Genomic DNA, 16,553 nt, shown 5'->3' on the forward strand with positions numbered 1-16,553 from the left:
GCAGGCGCGCCGAAGGCCACCATCAGCCTCGCCGCGCCCACGGTCGCGCACCATGAGGAGTGTCCCGCCGGGCTGCGCCGCGTCGCGATCACCGGGACGGGCACCATCAATGCGCTGGGCCACGACGTGCCAGCCACCCTCGCCGCCTTTCGCGAGGGGCGCTGCGGCATCAGCCAGCTGAACTTCCGCGACGTCGACCGGCTGGCGATCCAGATCGGCGCGCAGATCCACGACTGGACTCCCGAAGCCTATTTCAACCGCCAGCAGATCACCCTCTACGACAAGTTCACCCAGTTCACGCTGCTTGCAGCCAAGCAGGCGGTGGCCGAGGCCGGCCTGACCTTCGAGGGGCGGATCGGGCTCACCTCGGGCGTGATCCTGGGGACTGCAGGCGGCGGCCTGAACACCTGGGATGAAAACTACCGGGTGGTCTACGAGGAGGGTAAGAACCGCGTTCACCCCTTTGTCGTGCCCAAGCTGATGAACAACGCCGCCGCCAGCCATGTCAGCATGGAGTTTGGCCTTCGTGGCCCCGCCTTCACGGTCGCGACCGCCTGCGCCTCCAGCAACCATGCCATGGGATTGGCCTTCCAGATGATCCGCTCGGGCGCGGCGACGGTCATGCTCACCGGTGGGTCGGAGGCGATGCTCTGCTTCGGCGGTGTCAAGGCGTGGGAGGGGCTGCGCGTGATGTCCCGCGACGCCTGCCGCCCGTTCAGCGGTAACCGCAACGGCATGGTCCAGGGCGAGGGCGCCGGGGTCTTTGTGTTCGAGGACTGGGATCACGCCCGCGCCCGCGGCGCGAACATCCTGGCCGAGGTGGTGGGCTTTGCCATGACCGCCGATGCGCAGGACATCGTCATGCCTTCGGCCCAGGGTGCCGAGCGCGCCATTGCCGGAGCGATGGAGGATGCCCGCATCAACCCCGAGGCGGTCGGCTATATCAACGCCCATGGCACGGGCACGGCGGCCAATGACAAGACGGAATGCGCGGCGGTCTCGCACGCCTTCGGTCATCATGCCGACAAGCTGATGATCAGCTCGACCAAGGCGATGCATGGCCATGTCATCGGCGGGACCGGCGCGATCGAGCTGTTGGCGTGCATCATGGCGCTGCGCGATGGAATCGTCGCCCCGACCATCGGCTATGAAGAGCCGGACCCGGAATGTGCGCTGGACGTGGTGCCCAATACCGCCCGCGACGCGCGGGTGGACGTGGTGCTGTCGAACGCCTTTGCCTTTGGCGGCCTGAACGCGGTCCTGGCCTTGCGCCGGGCTTGAAGCGCGGCGTTCCCAATGCCGCCACGCTGTGGCATGAGGCGCCAGACGTGAAAGGTGCCGACATGCCGCAAGACGCCGCCGAACTGATCCATGACATGGCCCGCGCCGCCCGCGAGGCCGCCCTGCTGCTGGCGAATACCTCGGCCGAGCGCAAGCACGCGGCCCTGATCTCGGCTGCCGACGCCATGCGCGCGGGCGAGGATGCGATCCTGATAGCCAATGCCGAGGATCTGGTCGCCGCCGAGGCCAAGGGCCTGTCGCCGGCGATGCTGGACCGGCTGACGCTGGATTCGGGCCGGATCGCCGCCATGTCGGAGGGACTGCGCGCCATCGCCGAACAGCCCGATCCTGTCGGGCGCGTGCTGGCCGAATGGGATCGGCCGAATGGGCTGCACATCCGCCGCGTCGCGACCCCGATCGGGGCTCTGGGCGTGATCTACGAGAGCCGCCCGAACGTCACCGCCGACGCCGGCGCCCTCGCGCTGAAGTCGGGTAATGCCGTCATCCTGCGCGGCGGCTCGGAGAGCAGCAATTCCAGCGCGGCGATCCATGCCTGCATGGTGCAAGGCCTGCGCGCGGCGAACCTGCCGGCGGCGGCGATCCAGCTGGTGCCGACCACGGACCGCGCGGCGGTCGGGGCGATGCTGGCGGCGCAGGGGCTGATCGACGTCATCATCCCGCGCGGCGGCAAGAACCTGGTCGCGCGGGTGCAGGCCGAGGCGCGGGTGCCGGTCTTCGCCCACCTCGAGGGAATCTGTCACATCTATGTCGATGGCGCCGCCGACCCGGACAAGGCTGGCCGCGTGGTCATGAATGCCAAGACCCGCCGCACGGGCGTATGTGGGGCGGCGGAATGCCTGCTGATCGATTGGCGCTATTACACCAAGTACGGCCCGGCGCTGATCGAAGCATTGCTTGCGGCGGGGGTAGAGGTCCGGGCCGAGGGCGAACTGGCCAAGGTGCCCGGCACCACGCGCGCCCGAGCCGATGATTTCGGCCGCGAGTTCCTCGACATGATCATCGCGACCAAGCTGGTCGATGGCGTCGGGGAGGCGATTGAGCATATCCGCCGCCACGGCTCGGGCCACACCGAGGCGATCCTGACCGAGGATGCGGGCACGGCCCAGGCGTTTTTTGATGGCCTCGACAGTGCCATCCTGATGCACAACGCCTCGACCCAGTTCGCCGATGGCGGCGAGTTCGGCATGGGGGCAGAGATCGGCATCGCCACAGGCAAGCTGCACGCCCGCGGTCCGGTCGGTGCCGAGCAACTGACGAGCTTCAAGTATCTGGTCATTGGCGATGGCACGGTGAGGTAACGCCCGACGCCCTTAAGCGCCGGGCGTCATCAAATCACTCGATGACCGGCTCGCCGGTGGTGCCGTTGATCTCGACGGTCGTCTTGCGGCCGCCGGTTCCGAGATATTCGATGTTCCAGGTTCCGTCGCCGCTATCCCATTCGATGTCGTCAAACCGCAGGAAACCAGGCTCGCCCTCAATCCCCGACAGAATCTCGGTCAGCTTCTTGCCTTCGGCGGGTGCCTCGGTTGTCGGCTTGTCCGTGCTCGCGCTCGGCGCGGCCTCGGTGCTCGCGGCGGGCGGTGCTGCGGGTGCATCAGTCGCTGGCGCGGTCTGGGCAAAGGCGGGACCCGCGAGCATTACGGCGGCAACGGCAGGGATCAGGACAAGACGATACATCGGAAACTCCCGTCAGATGGATGGTTCGCATAGGAACGGGCGGGGCGGGGCGCGGTTCCGCCGACGCCCGTGCGGCCCTCGCTTGACCCGCGCGGCCCGCCGCCACAGGCTGGCCGCAATCCGTAGGGGGAGCGCGCAAGATGATCCGCATTGGCGTCGGCGGCTGGAATTTTCCCGAATGGCGCGGTGGCGCCTTTTACCCGGACGGCCTGCGCCAGGCGGACGAGTTGGCCCATATGGCCAGCCGGCTGAACGCGGTCGAGGTGAACGGGACCTTCTACCGCAGCCAGTCGCCCCAAACCTATCGCGCCTGGGCGGATGCCACGCCAAAGGATTTCAGCTTCGCGCTCAAGGCCCCGCGCTATGCCACCAATCGCAAGGTGCTGGCCGAGGCCGGGGAAAGCGTCACGCGCTTCACCGAGGGGGGCCTGGCTGAGCTGGGGGACAAGCTGGGTCCGATCAACTGGCAGCTCGCCCCGACCAAGAAGTTCGAGCGTGACGATTTCGCGCGGTTTCTCGACCTGCTGCCGCAGACTGGTGGCGGGCTGCCGCTGCGCCACGCGGTCGAGGTCCGGCACGAGAGCTTCCTCGACCCCGCTTTCGCGCCGCTCTGCACCGAGCGGGGGGTGGCCATCATCCTCGACGGGGATAGCACCTATCCGTCGATTGACAGCCCGACCGCGGATTTCGCCTACCTGCGGATCATGGGCACGACCGCGGGCGAGGCGCTGGGCTATTCCGAAGCAGCGCTCGACCGCTGGGCCCAATACGCGCGCGGGCTGCAAGGGGATGTCTGGATGTTCGTCATCGCCGGCGAAAAGCGGCTGAACCCGCGTGCGGCCGAGGCGCTTAGCGCAAGAATTTAGGCGCGGGGTGCGTCCACGGCTTTCCGGTCGTCGACTTCTCCGGCCGCTGCCGACCACTCGCCGGCGCCGGCGCCGGTGTCCGTGCCGAGGGCGACGGTCGCCCAGTCGGCGCCGGTGGCGGTTGGCGGCAACTCGCTCCGCGGGGTCGCGCGGTGAATGACGCTCTTGGCGATGAACTGGCAACTGATCGGCGCGGTCAGCAGCAGGAAGAGGGTGATCAGCAGTTCGTGCCCCCAGGCATCGCCCATGCGGCCGAAGTAGATCATCGAGGCGATCAGCACGCCGCCGACCCCTAGCGTGGTCGCCTTTGTGGGGGCGTGCAGGCGGGTCATCGTGCTCGGCAGCCGGATCAGCCCCCAGCTGCCGACCAGCCCGAAGATGCCGCCGATCACCAGCAGCGCGGCAATCAGCAGGTCGGTCAGCCCGGCGATCATTCGATCAGATCCCCGCGCAGCATGAAGCGCGAATAGGCGACCGTGCCGACAAAGCCGGTCATGGCGAACAGCAGCGCGATCTCGAACAGCACGCCGCGGCCGGAGGCGATGCCGGCAAGGACGATCAGCGCGATGGCGTTGACGGTCATGGTGTCGAGCGCCAGTACCCTGTCGGGGACGCCCTCGGCACGCATGATACGCCAGGCGTTGAACACGAGGCCGAGGCTGAAGCTGGCAGTGGCGAAATACAGCGCGGCATTGAGCAGGCCTTGGGTCATTGCATAAACTCCAGCAGGCGGGCTTCGTAGCGGTTGATGATGTCGTCCCGCACGGCATCGGGGTCCGGCGCGTGCAGGCAGTGGACCAGCAGGCTGCGTCCGTCGGCCGCCAGGTCGGCGGTCAGAGTGCCGGGGGTCATCGTGATCGTCCCCGACAGGATGATGATCGCTTCGGGGTTGGTCAGGCGCAACGGCACGGTTACCCAAGCGGGGCGCAGATCGCGCACCGGCATGAACAGCACGATTCGCGCGACCACAACGTTGGCGACGCAGATGTCCCAGAGCACCAGCATGGCATAGCTCGCAGCGCGGGGCAGGCTGCGGATGCTGAGGCTCTCGGGCCAGAACGGGGCCACGGCGAGGGGGATGATAGCGCCGAGGATGGCGCCAAAAACGAGCGAGTTGACCGACAGGCTGCCGGCGAGCGCGCACCAGGTTGCGAGGACCAGCAGGCTGAGGCCCGGGTTGGGCAGCCAGCGCCTCATGACAGCACCGCACGGGTCAGGGCGGCCGGGGCGTGCAGCGCCGCCGCTGCTCCGTCCAGCCAGGGCTGGATCACGCCGGCGGCCAGCGTCCAAACCGTCAGTGCCGCGATCAGCAGGCCGATGGCGACAAAGCCCAGCGGTTGCGCGGGATGTGCGGGCGCCTCGGACGAGTCAGTGGCCCAGAAAATGGTGCTACCGGCGCGAGCAAAGCCCATGATCGCCAGCAGCGAGGTCGCGAGAATCAGCAGCCACAGGCCCCACTGGTCGGGCAGGGCCTGCAGGATCAGTAGCTTGCCGATGAAGCCCGACAAGGGCGGCATACCGGCCATGGCGACGGCCGCGGCCATGGTCATCGCTGCCAGAAGGCCGCCCTGCGCCAGCCGCCCCGCCGGGACCAGCCGTAGCGTCCCGCGGCGCGCCACGATCATGTCGCCCAGCAGGAACAGCACTGCGCCCGCGAGGGTCGAATGGACCAGATAATAGAGGCTGGCGGCGGTTGCCTCGGGGCGGCCGGCGCTGACGGCCAGAAGCAAAGTGCCGATGGAACCGATCACCGACCAGGTCACCACACGGCCGAAATCGCGCGCCCCGAACAGCCCGACCATGCCGGTGATCAGAGTCAGCCCGGCGGCGATCCGCAGCCCCTCGGCCAGCATCGCACCGATGGCGCTGTCGAACGGAAACATCAGCGTCAGGCTGCGCAGCATGGCGTAGACGCCGACCTTGGTCATGATGGCAAACAGGGCTGCCACTGGGCCCGGTGCATTCTCGTAAGTGGCGGGCAGCCAGAAATGCAGCGGCACGACCGCCGCCTTGACGGCAAAGACCAACATCAGCATCACCGCGCCCGCGCGGATCAGCCCGTCATGGGGAACCTCCGCCGCCTTCAACCCGATGTCGGCCATGTTGAGCGTCCCGGTCACAGCGTAGACCGTGCCGAGCGCGAACAGGAACAGGGCAGAGCCGGCGAGGTTCACGACCACATACTGCACGCCCGCCTTGACCCGCGCAGCGCCGCCGCCATGGACCATCAGGCCGTAGGATGCGATCAGCATCACCTCGAAGAAGACGAACAGGTTGAAGGCGTCGCCCGTAACGAAGGCGCCGTTCAGTCCCATCATCTGGAACATCAGCAGCGAGTGGAAATGCGCCCCGCGCTTGTCCCAGCCGGTGCCGACAGCATAAAGCGCGACGGCCAGCCCCAGCAGCGCGTTCAGCGCCAGCAACATCGCGGCCAGCCGGTCGATCTGCAGCACGATGCCGAACGGGGCGGGCCAGTCACCCAGGCGATAGACCAGCGGCGGTGGCTGCATCAACAGCAGCACGGCGACCGTGCCGAGTAGGATCATCGTCGCGATGGAGAATGTGCGCTTGCCCGGCAGATCGGCACGCATCGCCAGCAGCATCAGGGCACCGGAGACGGCCGGCAGCACGATCGGGACGACAGGCAGGTGCTGGATCATGCGCGCCCCTCGGGCTGGGGGGCTTCTGCGGCGGGTTCCGCCTCGTCCAGATCGACGCGATCGCTGCCCGATTGGAACCAAGCGCCAAGCGACATCATCACGACCACTGCGGTCATGCCAAAGCTGATGACGATGGCCGTCAGCACCAGCGCCTGCGGCAGCGGGTCGGTCATCGGGCCGGGGCCGGCCACCTTGCCTTCGAGCAGGGGCGGCGCACCGACGACCAGCCCGCCCGTCGCGAACAGAAACACGTTCACTGCATAGCTGAGCATGGTCATGCCAAGGATCACCGGAAACACCCGGCGGCGCAGGACCAAGTAGACGGCGACTGCAGTGAACCAGCCAATGGCGGTGGCGAGCAGGATTTCCATGGCCTAAACCTCCGGCTCGTCACTGCGGGCGGCAACGCCCAGGCGCGACAGCGAGGCGAGGGCCAGCATGACCGCGCCCAGAACGGTCACGAAGACACCCAGATCGAACAGGGCGGCCGTCGCCAGTTCGATAGGCTCGAACCCCGGCAAGGTGACGTAGCCGAAGGCCGAGGTCATGAAGGGCTTGCCGTTCGCCCAGGCGCCGATGCCGGTCGCGGCGGCAATCGCCACGCCGGCGCCGATCAGCGTGTGATAGGGAATCCGCACGCGCTCCTGCGCCCAGCCAAAGCCCGAAGCCATGTATTGCATGACGAGGCCGATGGAGACGACGAGGCCCGCGACAAAGCCGCCGCCCGGCGCGTTGTGGCCGCGCAGGAAGATGAACATCGCGACGACCAGCGCCAGCGGCAGCATCAGGCGCGATCCGACGATCATCATCAGCGGGTGGCGATCCCCGGCGCGCAACTGGTCGGCGCTTGCGGCAATCACCTGGCGGATATGGGCGCGTCCCAGCAGCGATTGCGCCAGCGCATAGATCACGAGGGCGGCGATGCCGAGGACGGTGATCTCGCCAAAGGTGTCATAGCCGCGGAAATCGACCAGGATCACGTTGACGATGTTGTGCCCGCCGCCGCCCAGATAGCTGTTCTGCGCGTGAAACTCCGAGATCGTGGGAAAGGCGAAATCGCGCCGCATCAGCGCGTAGATGAGTGCGGTCATGCCAAGGCCCGCAGCCCCGGCCAGCACCATGTCGGCACGCCGCCGCGGCCCGCTGTCCTCGACGGGGTCGGTGTTGGGCAAGAAGTTCAACGCCAGCAGCATCAGAACGATCGTCACGACCTCGACCGAGATTTGGGTCAGGGCGAGGTCGGGCGCAGACAGCCAGGCAAAACCCAGCGAGACCATCAGCCCGACGATGCCGATCATGACCAGCGCCAACAGGCGATCGCGGTGCAGGGCAGCCAAGGCGGCGGTTGCCAGCATCGCGAGGCCCCAGCCGATCAGCGCCGCCGGTGCCACCGGGGTCAGCGCACGCACCTGTGGGCCGAGGCCCGAGCCGGCGAGCGCCGCCGCCAGCGTCAGCGCCAGAGCCAGCCCGACGAGCACTGCCAGTGCGCGGGCCATGCTGCCATTCTGCAGCGCCTCGCCGAAGCGGGCTGCCGCGCCCTCGGCCGCAGGGATGACACGCCAGAACAGGCGCTCGGCATCGGGGACCGGCAACGGGCCGCGCGGGACCGGGCCGCCGATCACCGCCAGCAGCGCGAAGGCCCCCAGCAGGGCAATCGCCGAGAGGGCCAGCGCCGGGGTCAGTCCGTGCCAGACGGCCAGATGCACGTGCACCGGGCTGTCGGTGACTGCGCCGGCCGCCAGATCGACCGCGGGCGCGGCCAGCATCGGCTGCAGGCCGACCGCGACCGCGCCGATGACCAGCAGCGCCGGCGCCAACCAAAGACCGACCCCCGGCGCATGGGCGTGCGCCGCCCCGTCCGAGCGGGGCCGACCGAGGAAGGTGCCCCAGACAAAGCGGAAGCTGTAGGCCGCCGACAGCAGCGCCGCGACCAGCGCCAGCACCGTAAAGACAGGCCCGCGCGCCATCACGGCCTCGAGCATCAACTCTTTCGACAGGAACCCGCCCAGCAGCGGCACACCCGCCATGGACAGGGAGGCAAGCAAGGCCAGCACGAAGGTCAGCGGCATGATCCGCCAAAGGCCGCCCAGCCGGCGCAAATCGCGGGTGTGGGCGGCGTGATCGACGATGCCGGCGATCATGAACAGCGGCGCCTTGAACAGGGCGTGGTTTAGGATATGCAGCATTGCCGCCTCGGCCGCCGGCTGGGTGCCAAGGCCCAGCAGCATGGTGATGAGGCCGAGGTGGCTGACCGTGGACCAGGCGAGCAGACCCTTGAGGTCGGTCTCGCCCAGCGCGAATGCGGCGCCGGCCACCATGGTGATCAGCCCGACGACCGGCACGATGGCTTGCCATTCAGGCATGGGCGCGAACACCGGCCACAGGCGCGCCATCAGGAACAGCCCGGCTTTGACCATTGTGGCGCTGTGCAGATAGGCGCTGACCGGGGTAGGGGCGGCCATCGCGCGCGGCAGCCAGAAATGGAACGGCACCTGCGCCGACTTGGCAAAGGCGCCGGTCAGGATCAGCAGCATGGCCGGGAGCCGCAGGGACGAGGCCATGACCAGATCGCGCGCGGCGAGGATGCCGGTGATCTGGTAGCTGCCGGCGATGCGCCCGAGGATCAGCATGCCCGCGATCATCGCAAGGCCCCCCGCGGCGGTGACCGCCAGCGCCATCCGTGCCCCGCGCCGCGCCTGCTGGTCGTGCCCCCAGTAGCCGATCAGCAGGAAGGACGAGAGTGACGTCAGTTCCCAGAAAATCAACAAAAGCAGTATGTTGTCCGACAGGACGAGGCCCGTCATCGCGCCCTGAAAAAGCAGCAGGAAGGTAAAGAACCGTCCCGCCCCGTCCTCGCGCGACAGGTAGAACCGGGCGTAAAGGGTGATTAGCAGCCCGATCCCGAGGATCATGATCGCGAAGAACGCCGACAGCCCGTCGAGGCGAAAGCTCGCCTCCAGCCCGATCTGCGGCAGCCACGCAACATGTTGCAGAATCACCTCGCCGCGCATCAGGGCGGGCAGATGCAGCATGACGCCGAGCATGGCGAGGCCGGTCGGCAGGGCCGTGGCCCAAGTCGCGGCATCACGCCCTGACCGCACCATCAGTCCCGGAAAAAGGGCCCCGAGGAACGGAAGAAGCGCGATCAGCAACGGCTGCATGTGTCGGTTCGCCCCCCACGGCATTTGACCCGGCGGCCCTATCTGAAGGGCGCGCGCCCGTTTGTGAACCCCAAACCGGCGCGATGAGTCAGCGGGATCAACGGGAAACGTGGGTGCGGGATGGTGGGCGGTGAGGGACTCGAACCCCCGACATCCTCGGTGTAAACGAGGCGCTCTACCAACTGAGCTAACCGCCCGCCGGGGCCTTATGCGGTGCGGCGAGCCGCAGGGCAAGCGGGGGAACGACGTCGCGTCATACAGCCCGGGTGATGCGCTGCGCACGCCGGTTGACAGGTGGGGCAGGGCGGACGACCCTCGCCGACCAATTGGCCGGAGGCACCAGTGACTCGCAACAACTTCCCGACCCTTGTGCGAATTGCGGCGTTGTCGCTCGCCGTCTCCGTGGCGCCCGCGGGGTCCCAGCAGCCGGTCGCCCCGGAGGCTGGCGCTCCGGCGCCGACCGCCGCAGAACCGACTTCCGCCGGCGCACCCGCCCAGGTACCGGCCCGTCCGGCACCCGATCCGACGCCGCGCATCGCGATCGTCTCGGCCTTTGCGCCGGAATGGCCGCTGCTGAAGTCGGCGATCACCGATCCGGCGGAGGTGCGCATCAACGGCACGACCTTCGTGACGGGCACACTAGGCGGCAAGCCGGTGGTCCTGTTTCTGTCTGGCGTGTCGATGGTCAACGCGGCGATGACGATGCAACTGGCGCTCGACCAGTTCGCCATCCGTGCAATCGCCTTTTCCGGCATCGCAGGCGGCGTCGATCCCGCGCTGCACATCGGCGACGTGGTCGTGGCCGACCGCTGGGGCCAGTATCTCGAGGCGGTCTTCGCGCGCGAGACGGAGGGCAAGTTCGCCATCCCCGGATGGATGCCCCCGGCCGAGTTCGGCAACTACGGCATGATCTTCCCGAACGCGGTCGAGGTGGCATCGAATCGCACGGCCGAGCCGCAGCGCCAATTCTGGTTCGCCGCCGACCCCGCCTTGCTGGAGGTCGCGCGCAAGGTCTCGGACAAGGGGTTGCTCGCTGCTTGCGACGCGGAAAAGCAATGCCTCAGTCATCCGCCGCAGGTGGTGGTCGGCGGCAGCGGCGTCTCGGGCGCGGCTTTCGTCGACAACAAGGCCTTCCGCGAATGGGTGTTCGCCACCTTTACTGCCCGGGTCCTCGACATGGAGAGCGCGGCCGTCGCCCATGTGGCCTATGCCAACGAGGTGCCGTTCATCGCTTTCCGCTCGCTCAGCGACCTGGCGGGCGGCGGCGAGGGCGAGAACGAGATGAAAACCTTCATGGCACTCGCCGCCGCCAACTCGGCCGCGGTAGTCGAGGCCTTTGTCGCCGAATTGCCCGCTCTGACGCCCTGAGCCTGCAACCCATGCGGTGCGAGGCGCACACCGGCGCATGATTGCCGCAGGTTTTGGCCGGTGCTAGCGTGACGCCAAGCCGGGCCGGTAAATGGCCCGGAACGATCCCGGAACACCGGGCCATTGAACCGCCGAGCGGCGACACTTATTTCATCGCCAAGCAGAGGACGCGACGGCCGCCGAACACTTGGGGCAGCGTCACTCGGGCGAGAAAGGATACAGGCAATGGACGAAACCACCCGCGCGCCCACCACCGGCGCCACCGCGCACCCGGTCCTGCCGCTGCGCGATATCGTGGTCTTTCCGCATATGATCGTCCCTTTGTTCGTGGGACGCGAAAAATCCGTCAGCGCGCTTGAGGCGGTGATGGAGCGTGACCAGCCGATCCTGCTGGCCGCGCAAAAGGACGCGACCGTGGACGAGCCGACCAGCGATGGTGTCTTTACTGTCGGGGTTCTGGCCAATGTCCTGCAACTGCTCAAGCTGCCGGATGGCACCGTCAAGGTGCTGGTCGAGGGGCGCGAGCGTGTCCAGATCGACAGCTTTACCCAGACCGAACCCTTCTTTGAGGCGACCGCGACCCCACTGGTCGAAGAGCCGGGCGATGCCGATTCCAGCCGCGCGTTGGTCAAGGCCGTGGCCGAGGAGTTCGAGCGCTATGTGAAAGTGCGCAAGAACATTCCCGAGGAAGTCGTCAGCGCGGTAATCGATGCCGACGAGGCCAACCGCCTCGCCGATCTGGTCTCGGGGCATCTGGGGATCGACCTGGCCAAGAAGCAGGACTTGCTGGAAACCCTCGACGTCGCGGCGCGGCTCGAGAAGGTTTATGGCCTGATGCAGGGCGAGATGTCGGTCCTGCAGGTCGAGAAAAAGATCAAGTCGCGCGTCAAGAACCAGATGGAGAAGACGCAGCGCGAGTACTATCTGAACGAACAGATGAAGGCGATCCAGCGCGAGCTGGGCGACGGCGACGAAGGCGCGGGCGAGGTTGCCGAGCTGGAAGAGCGTGTCGCCAAGACCCGCTTCAGCAAGGAAGCCCGCGAAAAAGCGCAGGCCGAACTGAAAAAGCTGAAGTCGATGTCCCCGATGTCGGCTGAGGCGACCGTCAGCCGGAACTACCTCGACTGGCTGCTGTCGCTGCCGTGGGGCATCAAGTCGCGCACCAAGCGTGACCTGGGCGCGGCCGAGCGCACGCTCGATGCCGATCACTATGGACTGGAAAAGGTCAAGGAACGGATCGTCGAATACCTCGCGGTCCAGAACCGTTCGGCCAAGCTGAAGGGGCCGATCCTGTGCCTCGTCGGCCCTCCGGGCGTGGGTAAGACCTCGCTGGGGCGGTCGGTGGCCAAGGCCACGGGGCGCGAGTTCATCCGCATCAGTCTTGGCGGCGTGCGCGACGAGAGCGAGATCCGCGGCCACCGCCGGACCTATATCGGCTCGATGCCCGGCAAGATCATCCAGGCGCTGAAAAAGGCCAAGACCACCAACCCGCTGATCCTGCTCGATGAAATAGACAAGATGGGGATGGATTTCCGGGGCGACCCGGCCTCGGCCCTGCTGGAGGTGCTGGACCCGGAACAGAACTCGACCTTTGTCGACCACTATCTCGAGGTGGAATACGACCTGTCCAACGTGATGTTCATCACCACGGCCAACAGCTACAACATGCCCGGCCCGCTGATGGACCGGATGGAGATCATCCCTCTGTCCGGCTACACCGAGGACGAAAAGCGCGAGATCGCGCGTGGCCACCTGCTGGCCAAGCAGATCAAGGCCAACGGCCTGCGCAAGGGCGAGTTCGGCATCACCGATGCCGCGCTGACCCATGTCATCCGCTACTACACGCGGGAAGCCGGGGTCCGCAGCCTCGAGCGTGAGATCGCGAAACTCGCCCGCAAGGCGGTGACCGAGATCATGAAGGGCAAGGTCAAGTCGGTCGAAGTGACGCCAGAGAAGGCCGAGGAATACCTGGGCGTTCGCCGGCATCGCTATGGGCTGGCGGAAAAGGACGACCAGGTTGGCGTGGTCACAGGCCTCGCCTGGACGCAGACGGGCGGCGATCTGTTGCAGATCGAGGCGCTGAAGCTGCCGGGCAAGGGCCGCATGAAGACTACCGGCAAGCTGGGCGAGGTGATGAAAGAGTCCATCGACGCCGCGGCCAGCTTTGTCCGCTCGATCGCGCCGACCCTGGGGGTCAAACCGCCGGAGTTCGAAAAGCGCGACATCCACGTCCACGTTCCCGAAGGGGCGACCCCGAAGGACGGTCCGTCGGCGGGCGTTGCGATGGTGACTTCGGTCGTCTCGGTGATGACCGGCATCCCGGTGCGCAAGGACATCGCGATGACCGGCGAAGTCACGCTGCGCGGCAACGTGCTGGCCATCGGCGGGCTGAAGGAAAAACTGCTCGCGGCCCTGCGTGGCGGCATCACCACGGTGCTGATCCCGCAGGAGAACGAGAAGGACCTGGCCGACATCCCGGCGAACGTGAAGGAGGGGCTGAAGATCATCCCCGTCAGCAACGTCCGCGAGGTGATCGCCGAAGCCCTGGTCCGGGCCCCCGAACCGGTGGAATGGGACGAAGCTGCCCATGAGGCCGCCGAGGCCGCCCGCCAGTCCGCCCAGCGCGGAACAGAGAGCGATCAGGGTCGTTCCTCGGTCGCGCACTGAGGTCAGTGGCGCGAGCCGCCGCTAAAAAAGGAGGCGCGCGGTTGATCCGCGCGCCTTTTCTTTTGCGTTGGGGTTGGCTGCGTCTAGGAGCGGTCCACGGCCACCGACCCTCCCAGGGAAGGTCGCGGCGCTTGCGCCTCCCTCGCGCAGGCCACTGCGAGACATAGATCCTGACCGTGTCCGGATTATCCTGGACCCTCTTGCACCACCTGAAACCTGCGGCTATCTACCCGCCACCGGGCGATTAGCTCAGCGGTAGAGCGCTTCGTTCACATCGAAGATGTCAGCGGTTCAAATCCGTTATCGCCCACCATCATTCACGGGGTCGTCCTGCCGGGCGGCCCCGACTTGATGTCTGGCATCTGCCATTTCGGCCGGTGGTTGCTCGCGCCGGGCGAGGACCGCCAGACGGATGGCGGTCGCCAGCCCGACCTCGACCGGCCGGCGGCGGTCGATTTCCGCCACCAACTGACTCAGCCCCAAGCCCTCGGATTGCGCCATTCGGCGCAGGCCGGACCAGAACGCATCCTCCAGGCTGACCGAGGTCGGATGCCCCTCGACCATGACCGACCGCTTGCGCGGACGGTCCATGGGGGGGAGATCAATCATCGGCGTCCGGCAACTTGCCCCGCAAATGGCCGTCAAGGTGACGCCCTGCACGGGCAGCCGCGTCCGCCTCGGCCGATTTCTCGGCCTTGGTGCGGCCGTGCTGCGCTGCGTTCTGTGCGCCCGCGCGCCGCTTGGCGTCGCGAGCCTGCTGTTTGCGATAGCGGTTGAGGTTGGTGACTTCACTCATGGGCGCAGAATATCCCCAGCTTGCGCGAAAGTCAGCGGTCCCCGTGTGCGACGCGATGATCGGCAAGCGCACCGGGCGGTTCGCTTGCCGAGGTGCCTCAATCCTCCGGGCCGATCATCAGCTCAGGACGGACCACCCGGTCGAAAGTCTCACCATCGACGAGGCCCAGGCTGATAGCCTCCTCGCGCAGGGTGGTGCCATTCTTGTGCGCGGTCTTGGCGACCTTGGTCGCATTGTCATAGCCAATGGTCGGGGCGAGTGCCGTCACCAGCATCAGGCTCTCCTTCATCAGCTTGTCGATGCGCGCGACATTCGCCTCGGTCCCGACGACCATGTTGTCGGTGAAGCTGACCGCCGCGTCACCGAGGAGCTGCATGGACTGCAGAACATTGTATGACATCATCGGGTTATAGACGTTAAGCTCGAAATGTCCCTGGCTGCCGGCAAAGGTCACGGCGGCGTCGTTGCCCATGACATGGGCGCAGACCATGGTCAGTGCCTCGGCCTGCGTCGGGTTCACCTTTCCGGGCATGATGCTGCTACCGGGCTCGTTTTCCGGCAGGATCAGTTCGCCCAGCCCGCTGCGCGGACCGCTGCCGAGCAGACGCAGGTCGTTGGCGATCTTGAAAAGGCTCGCCGCCACGGTTTTCAGCGCGCCGGAGAAGAACACCATCGCGTCATGCGCGGCCAGCGCCTCGAACTTGTTGGGCGCGGTGACGAAGGGCAGGCCGGTGATCCGGGCGATCTCGGCCGCAATCGCCTTGTCCCAGCCCTTCTTGGTGTTCAGCCCGGTGCCAACGGCGGTGCCCCCTTGCGCGAGCTCGTAGATCTGCGGCAGGCACATCTCGATCCGCTTGATACCCATACGGACCTGATGGGCATAGCCGCCAAACTCTTGTCCCAGGGTCAGGGGTGTCGCGTCCTGGGTATGGGTGCGGCCAATCTTGATGATGTCCTTGAAGGCATTGGCCTTGGCCTCCAGCGCCTCGGCCAGATGCGACAGGCCCGGGATCAGCAGATCGCGCGCGACCATGCCGATGGCGATATGCATCGCGGTCGGAAAGGTGTCGTTCGACGACTGGCCCATGTTGCAGTGATCGTTCGGATGGACCGGCTCCTTGCTGCCCATCTGGCCGCCGAGGATTTCGATGGCGCGGTTGCTGACGACCTCGTTGGCATTCATGTTCGATTGCGTGCCGGAACCGGTCTGCCAGACGACGAGCGGAAACTCGGCGTCCAGCTTGCCGTCGAACACCTCCTGCGCGGCCTGCTCCATCGCCTTTCCAATGGCGGGATCAAGGCGGCCCTCGGCCATATTGACCCGCGCGGCCGCCAGCTTGATTGCGCCAAGCGCACGGATCACCGAGGCCGGCTGACGTTCCCAGCCGATCTTGAAGTTGCCAAGCGAGCGCTGCGTCTGCGCGCCCCAGTAGCGATCGGAGGGCACCTCGAGGGGGCCAAAGCTGTCAGTCTCGGTGCGGGTCGTGGTCATGCGCGGGGCCTCCATCCGGTGTCGCCGGGGTTCTAGGAGGAAGGTGGCCGCCGCGCAATCGACGCCGCCCGCTGTGGGCGTCCGCTACTTGCGCCACTTGTCGAGGCTGACGACCTCGGCCGAGCCGCGCTCTGCCTCTGGGGCGTCGACCTGGGTCGGGGCGTCCGGGACCTCCTCCGGGGTCATTTCGGCGTCGTCATCCTCGTCCTCTTCCTGCGTCTCGAACCGCAGGCCGAATTCGACCGAGGGGTCGACGAAGGTACGCAGGGCGTCGAACGGAATTCGCAGCCGCTCCGCCGCGTTGCCGAAATTGAGCGTGACGGCGAAGGCGTCGGGCGTGATTTCGAGGCCTTCGAACCAGTGTTGGATGACGATGGTCATCTCGGCCGGATATCGCGCGCGCAGCCAATCCGCCATCTCGACCCCGTCCTCGCGGGTGTCGAAGGTGATGAAGAAGTGGTGGTCACCGGGCAAGCCATGCTCTGCAACGCCGGTGAGGACGTCGGAAATGAGTCCCTGCATGGCGCGGTGCATCATGCTGCCGTAATCGATTCCGCCTGCCAT

General features: G+C 66.9%; 16 protein-coding genes and 2 tRNA genes. 6 read left to right on the top strand and 12 right to left on the bottom strand.

The genetic code is table 11. The features are described 5' to 3' along the window. Positions 1–72: 72 nt before the first annotated feature. Both DRW48_RS12190 and DRW48_RS12195 read left to right on the top strand, forming a co-directional pair. Complete coding sequence (locus DRW48_RS12190) at positions 73–1,281, top strand: beta-ketoacyl-[acyl-carrier-protein] synthase family protein (RefSeq protein WP_114077540.1); 1,209 nt, start codon at positions 73–75, stop codon at positions 1,279–1,281. A gap of 62 nt (positions 1,282–1,343) precedes the next feature. Continuing rightward, on the top strand, positions 1,344–2,600 hold the full coding sequence (locus DRW48_RS12195; protein WP_114077541.1) for a glutamate-5-semialdehyde dehydrogenase: 1,257 nt from the start codon (positions 1,344–1,346) through the stop codon (positions 2,598–2,600). 34 nt (positions 2,601–2,634) lie between these two features. On the opposite strand, the gene DRW48_RS12200 is transcribed toward DRW48_RS12195, so the two are convergent. Then, positions 2,635–2,979: a hypothetical protein gene (locus DRW48_RS12200; RefSeq protein WP_114076672.1), complete on the bottom strand. Its 345-nt coding sequence runs from the start codon at positions 2,977–2,979 to the stop codon at positions 2,635–2,637. Positions 2,980–3,119: 140 nt separating this feature from the next. Here DRW48_RS12200 and DRW48_RS12205 point away from each other — a divergent pair, with 140 nt between their 5' ends. Next, positions 3,120–3,845 carry a DUF72 domain-containing protein gene (locus DRW48_RS12205; RefSeq protein ID WP_114076673.1) on the top strand — a complete coding sequence of 242 codons (726 nt, stop codon included), beginning with the start codon at positions 3,120–3,122 and terminating at the stop codon, positions 3,843–3,845. Here the strand turns inward: DRW48_RS12205 and DRW48_RS12210 are convergent. The 7 genes from DRW48_RS12210 to DRW48_RS12240 all read right to left on the bottom strand — a co-directional run bounded on the left by DRW48_RS12210 (position 3,842) and on the right by DRW48_RS12240 (position 9,863). Next, positions 3,842–4,279, bottom strand: coding sequence for a Na+/H+ antiporter subunit G (locus DRW48_RS12210; protein WP_199286097.1), 438 nt, complete (start codon positions 4,277–4,279; stop codon positions 3,842–3,844). The two genes, DRW48_RS12205 and DRW48_RS12210, sit on opposite strands and share 4 nt — an antisense overlap. Then, positions 4,276–4,545, bottom strand: coding sequence for a K+/H+ antiporter subunit F (locus tag DRW48_RS12215; protein ID WP_114077543.1), 270 nt, complete (start codon positions 4,543–4,545; stop codon positions 4,276–4,278). The genes DRW48_RS12210 and DRW48_RS12215 overlap by 4 nt, the downstream gene beginning before the upstream one ends. 8 nt (positions 4,546–4,553) lie before the next feature. Next, positions 4,554–5,042 carry a Na+/H+ antiporter subunit E gene (locus tag DRW48_RS12220; RefSeq protein ID WP_114076674.1) on the bottom strand — a complete coding sequence of 163 codons (489 nt, stop codon included), beginning with the start codon at positions 5,040–5,042 and terminating at the stop codon, positions 4,554–4,556. Next, the gene (locus DRW48_RS12225; protein ID WP_114077544.1) at positions 5,039–6,502 is read right to left on the bottom strand and encodes a monovalent cation/H+ antiporter subunit D; all 1,464 of its coding nucleotides are present in this window, start codon (positions 6,500–6,502) and stop codon (positions 5,039–5,041) included. The genes DRW48_RS12220 and DRW48_RS12225 overlap by 4 nt, the downstream gene beginning before the upstream one ends. Continuing rightward, a complete protein-coding gene (locus DRW48_RS12230; protein WP_114076675.1) occupies positions 6,502–6,876 on the bottom strand; it encodes a Na+/H+ antiporter subunit C in 375 nt (124 codons plus the stop codon). Before DRW48_RS12230 ends, DRW48_RS12225 begins: the two co-directional genes overlap by 1 nt. 3 nt (positions 6,877–6,879) lie before the next feature. Further along, the gene (locus tag DRW48_RS12235) at positions 6,880–9,666 is read right to left on the bottom strand and encodes a monovalent cation/H+ antiporter subunit A (RefSeq protein WP_162784756.1); all 2,787 of its coding nucleotides are present in this window, start codon (positions 9,664–9,666) and stop codon (positions 6,880–6,882) included. A gap of 121 nt (positions 9,667–9,787) precedes the next feature. After that, positions 9,788–9,863 (bottom strand) — tRNA-Val (locus tag DRW48_RS12240). Between the two features lie 145 nt (positions 9,864–10,008). Between DRW48_RS12240 and DRW48_RS12245 the strand changes: the two genes are divergently transcribed. From DRW48_RS12245 to DRW48_RS12255, 3 genes are all read left to right on the top strand, one after another. Then, complete coding sequence (locus tag DRW48_RS12245) at positions 10,009–11,034, top strand: 5'-methylthioadenosine/S-adenosylhomocysteine nucleosidase (protein ID WP_241963260.1); 1,026 nt, start codon at positions 10,009–10,011, stop codon at positions 11,032–11,034. A gap of 225 nt (positions 11,035–11,259) precedes the next feature. Next, complete coding sequence (gene lon, locus DRW48_RS12250; protein WP_114076677.1) at positions 11,260–13,701, top strand: endopeptidase La; 2,442 nt, start codon at positions 11,260–11,262, stop codon at positions 13,699–13,701. Between the two features lie 238 nt (positions 13,702–13,939). Beyond that, positions 13,940–14,014, top strand: a tRNA-Val gene (locus tag DRW48_RS12255). Here DRW48_RS12255 and DRW48_RS12260 read toward each other — a convergent pair. From DRW48_RS12260 to DRW48_RS12275, 4 genes are all read right to left on the bottom strand, one after another. Next, the gene (locus DRW48_RS12260; protein WP_114076678.1) at positions 14,002–14,310 is read right to left on the bottom strand and encodes a ribbon-helix-helix domain-containing protein; all 309 of its coding nucleotides are present in this window, start codon (positions 14,308–14,310) and stop codon (positions 14,002–14,004) included. The genes DRW48_RS12255 and DRW48_RS12260 overlap by 13 nt on opposite strands. Next, positions 14,303–14,497 (bottom strand): DUF4169 family protein, encoded by a 195-nt coding sequence (locus DRW48_RS12265; protein ID WP_114076679.1) that lies wholly within the window; start codon positions 14,495–14,497, stop codon positions 14,303–14,305. Before DRW48_RS12265 ends, DRW48_RS12260 begins: the two co-directional genes overlap by 8 nt. 97 nt (positions 14,498–14,594) lie before the next feature. After that, positions 14,595–15,989, bottom strand: coding sequence for a class II fumarate hydratase (gene fumC, locus DRW48_RS12270; protein ID WP_114077546.1), 1,395 nt, complete (start codon positions 15,987–15,989; stop codon positions 14,595–14,597). A gap of 84 nt (positions 15,990–16,073) precedes the next feature. After that, positions 16,074–16,553, bottom strand: coding sequence for an SspB family protein (locus DRW48_RS12275; RefSeq protein ID WP_114076680.1), 480 nt, complete (start codon positions 16,551–16,553; stop codon positions 16,074–16,076).

This window comes from Paracoccus suum (assembly GCF_003324675.1).
Classification (GTDB): domain Bacteria; phylum Pseudomonadota; class Alphaproteobacteria; order Rhodobacterales; family Rhodobacteraceae; genus Paracoccus; species Paracoccus suum.

What these genes read in the sequence shown, in the direction of transcription:
- DRW48_RS12195 (WP_114077541.1), top strand. Translation starts at nt 1,344, where the DNA reads ATGCCGCAAGACGCCGCCGAACTGATCCATGACATGGCCCGCGCCGCC.
- DRW48_RS12200 (WP_114076672.1), bottom strand. Translation starts at nt 2,979, where the DNA reads ATGTATCGTCTTGTCCTGATCCCTGCCGTTGCCGCCGTAATGCTCGCG.
- DRW48_RS12205 (WP_114076673.1), top strand. Translation starts at nt 3,120, where the DNA reads ATGATCCGCATTGGCGTCGGCGGCTGGAATTTTCCCGAATGGCGCGGT.
- DRW48_RS12210 (WP_199286097.1), bottom strand. Translation starts at nt 4,279, where the DNA reads ATGATCGCCGGGCTGACCGACCTGCTGATTGCCGCGCTGCTGGTGATC.
- DRW48_RS12220 (WP_114076674.1), bottom strand. Translation starts at nt 5,042, where the DNA reads ATGAGGCGCTGGCTGCCCAACCCGGGCCTCAGCCTGCTGGTCCTCGCA.
- DRW48_RS12230 (WP_114076675.1), bottom strand. Translation starts at nt 6,876, where the DNA reads ATGGAAATCCTGCTCGCCACCGCCATTGGCTGGTTCACTGCAGTCGCC.
- DRW48_RS12235 (WP_162784756.1), bottom strand. Translation starts at nt 9,666, where the DNA reads ATGCAGCCGTTGCTGATCGCGCTTCTTCCGTTCCTCGGGGCCCTTTTT.
- lon (WP_114076677.1), top strand. Translation starts at nt 11,260, where the DNA reads ATGGACGAAACCACCCGCGCGCCCACCACCGGCGCCACCGCGCACCCG.
- DRW48_RS12260 (WP_114076678.1), bottom strand. Translation starts at nt 14,310, where the DNA reads ATGATTGATCTCCCCCCCATGGACCGTCCGCGCAAGCGGTCGGTCATG.
- DRW48_RS12265 (WP_114076679.1), bottom strand. Translation starts at nt 14,497, where the DNA reads ATGAGTGAAGTCACCAACCTCAACCGCTATCGCAAACAGCAGGCTCGC.
- fumC (WP_114077546.1), bottom strand. Translation starts at nt 15,989, where the DNA reads ATGACCACGACCCGCACCGAGACTGACAGCTTTGGCCCCCTCGAGGTG.
- DRW48_RS12275 (WP_114076680.1), bottom strand. Translation starts at nt 16,553, where the DNA reads ATGGCAGGCGGAATCGATTACGGCAGCATGATGCACCGCGCCATGCAG.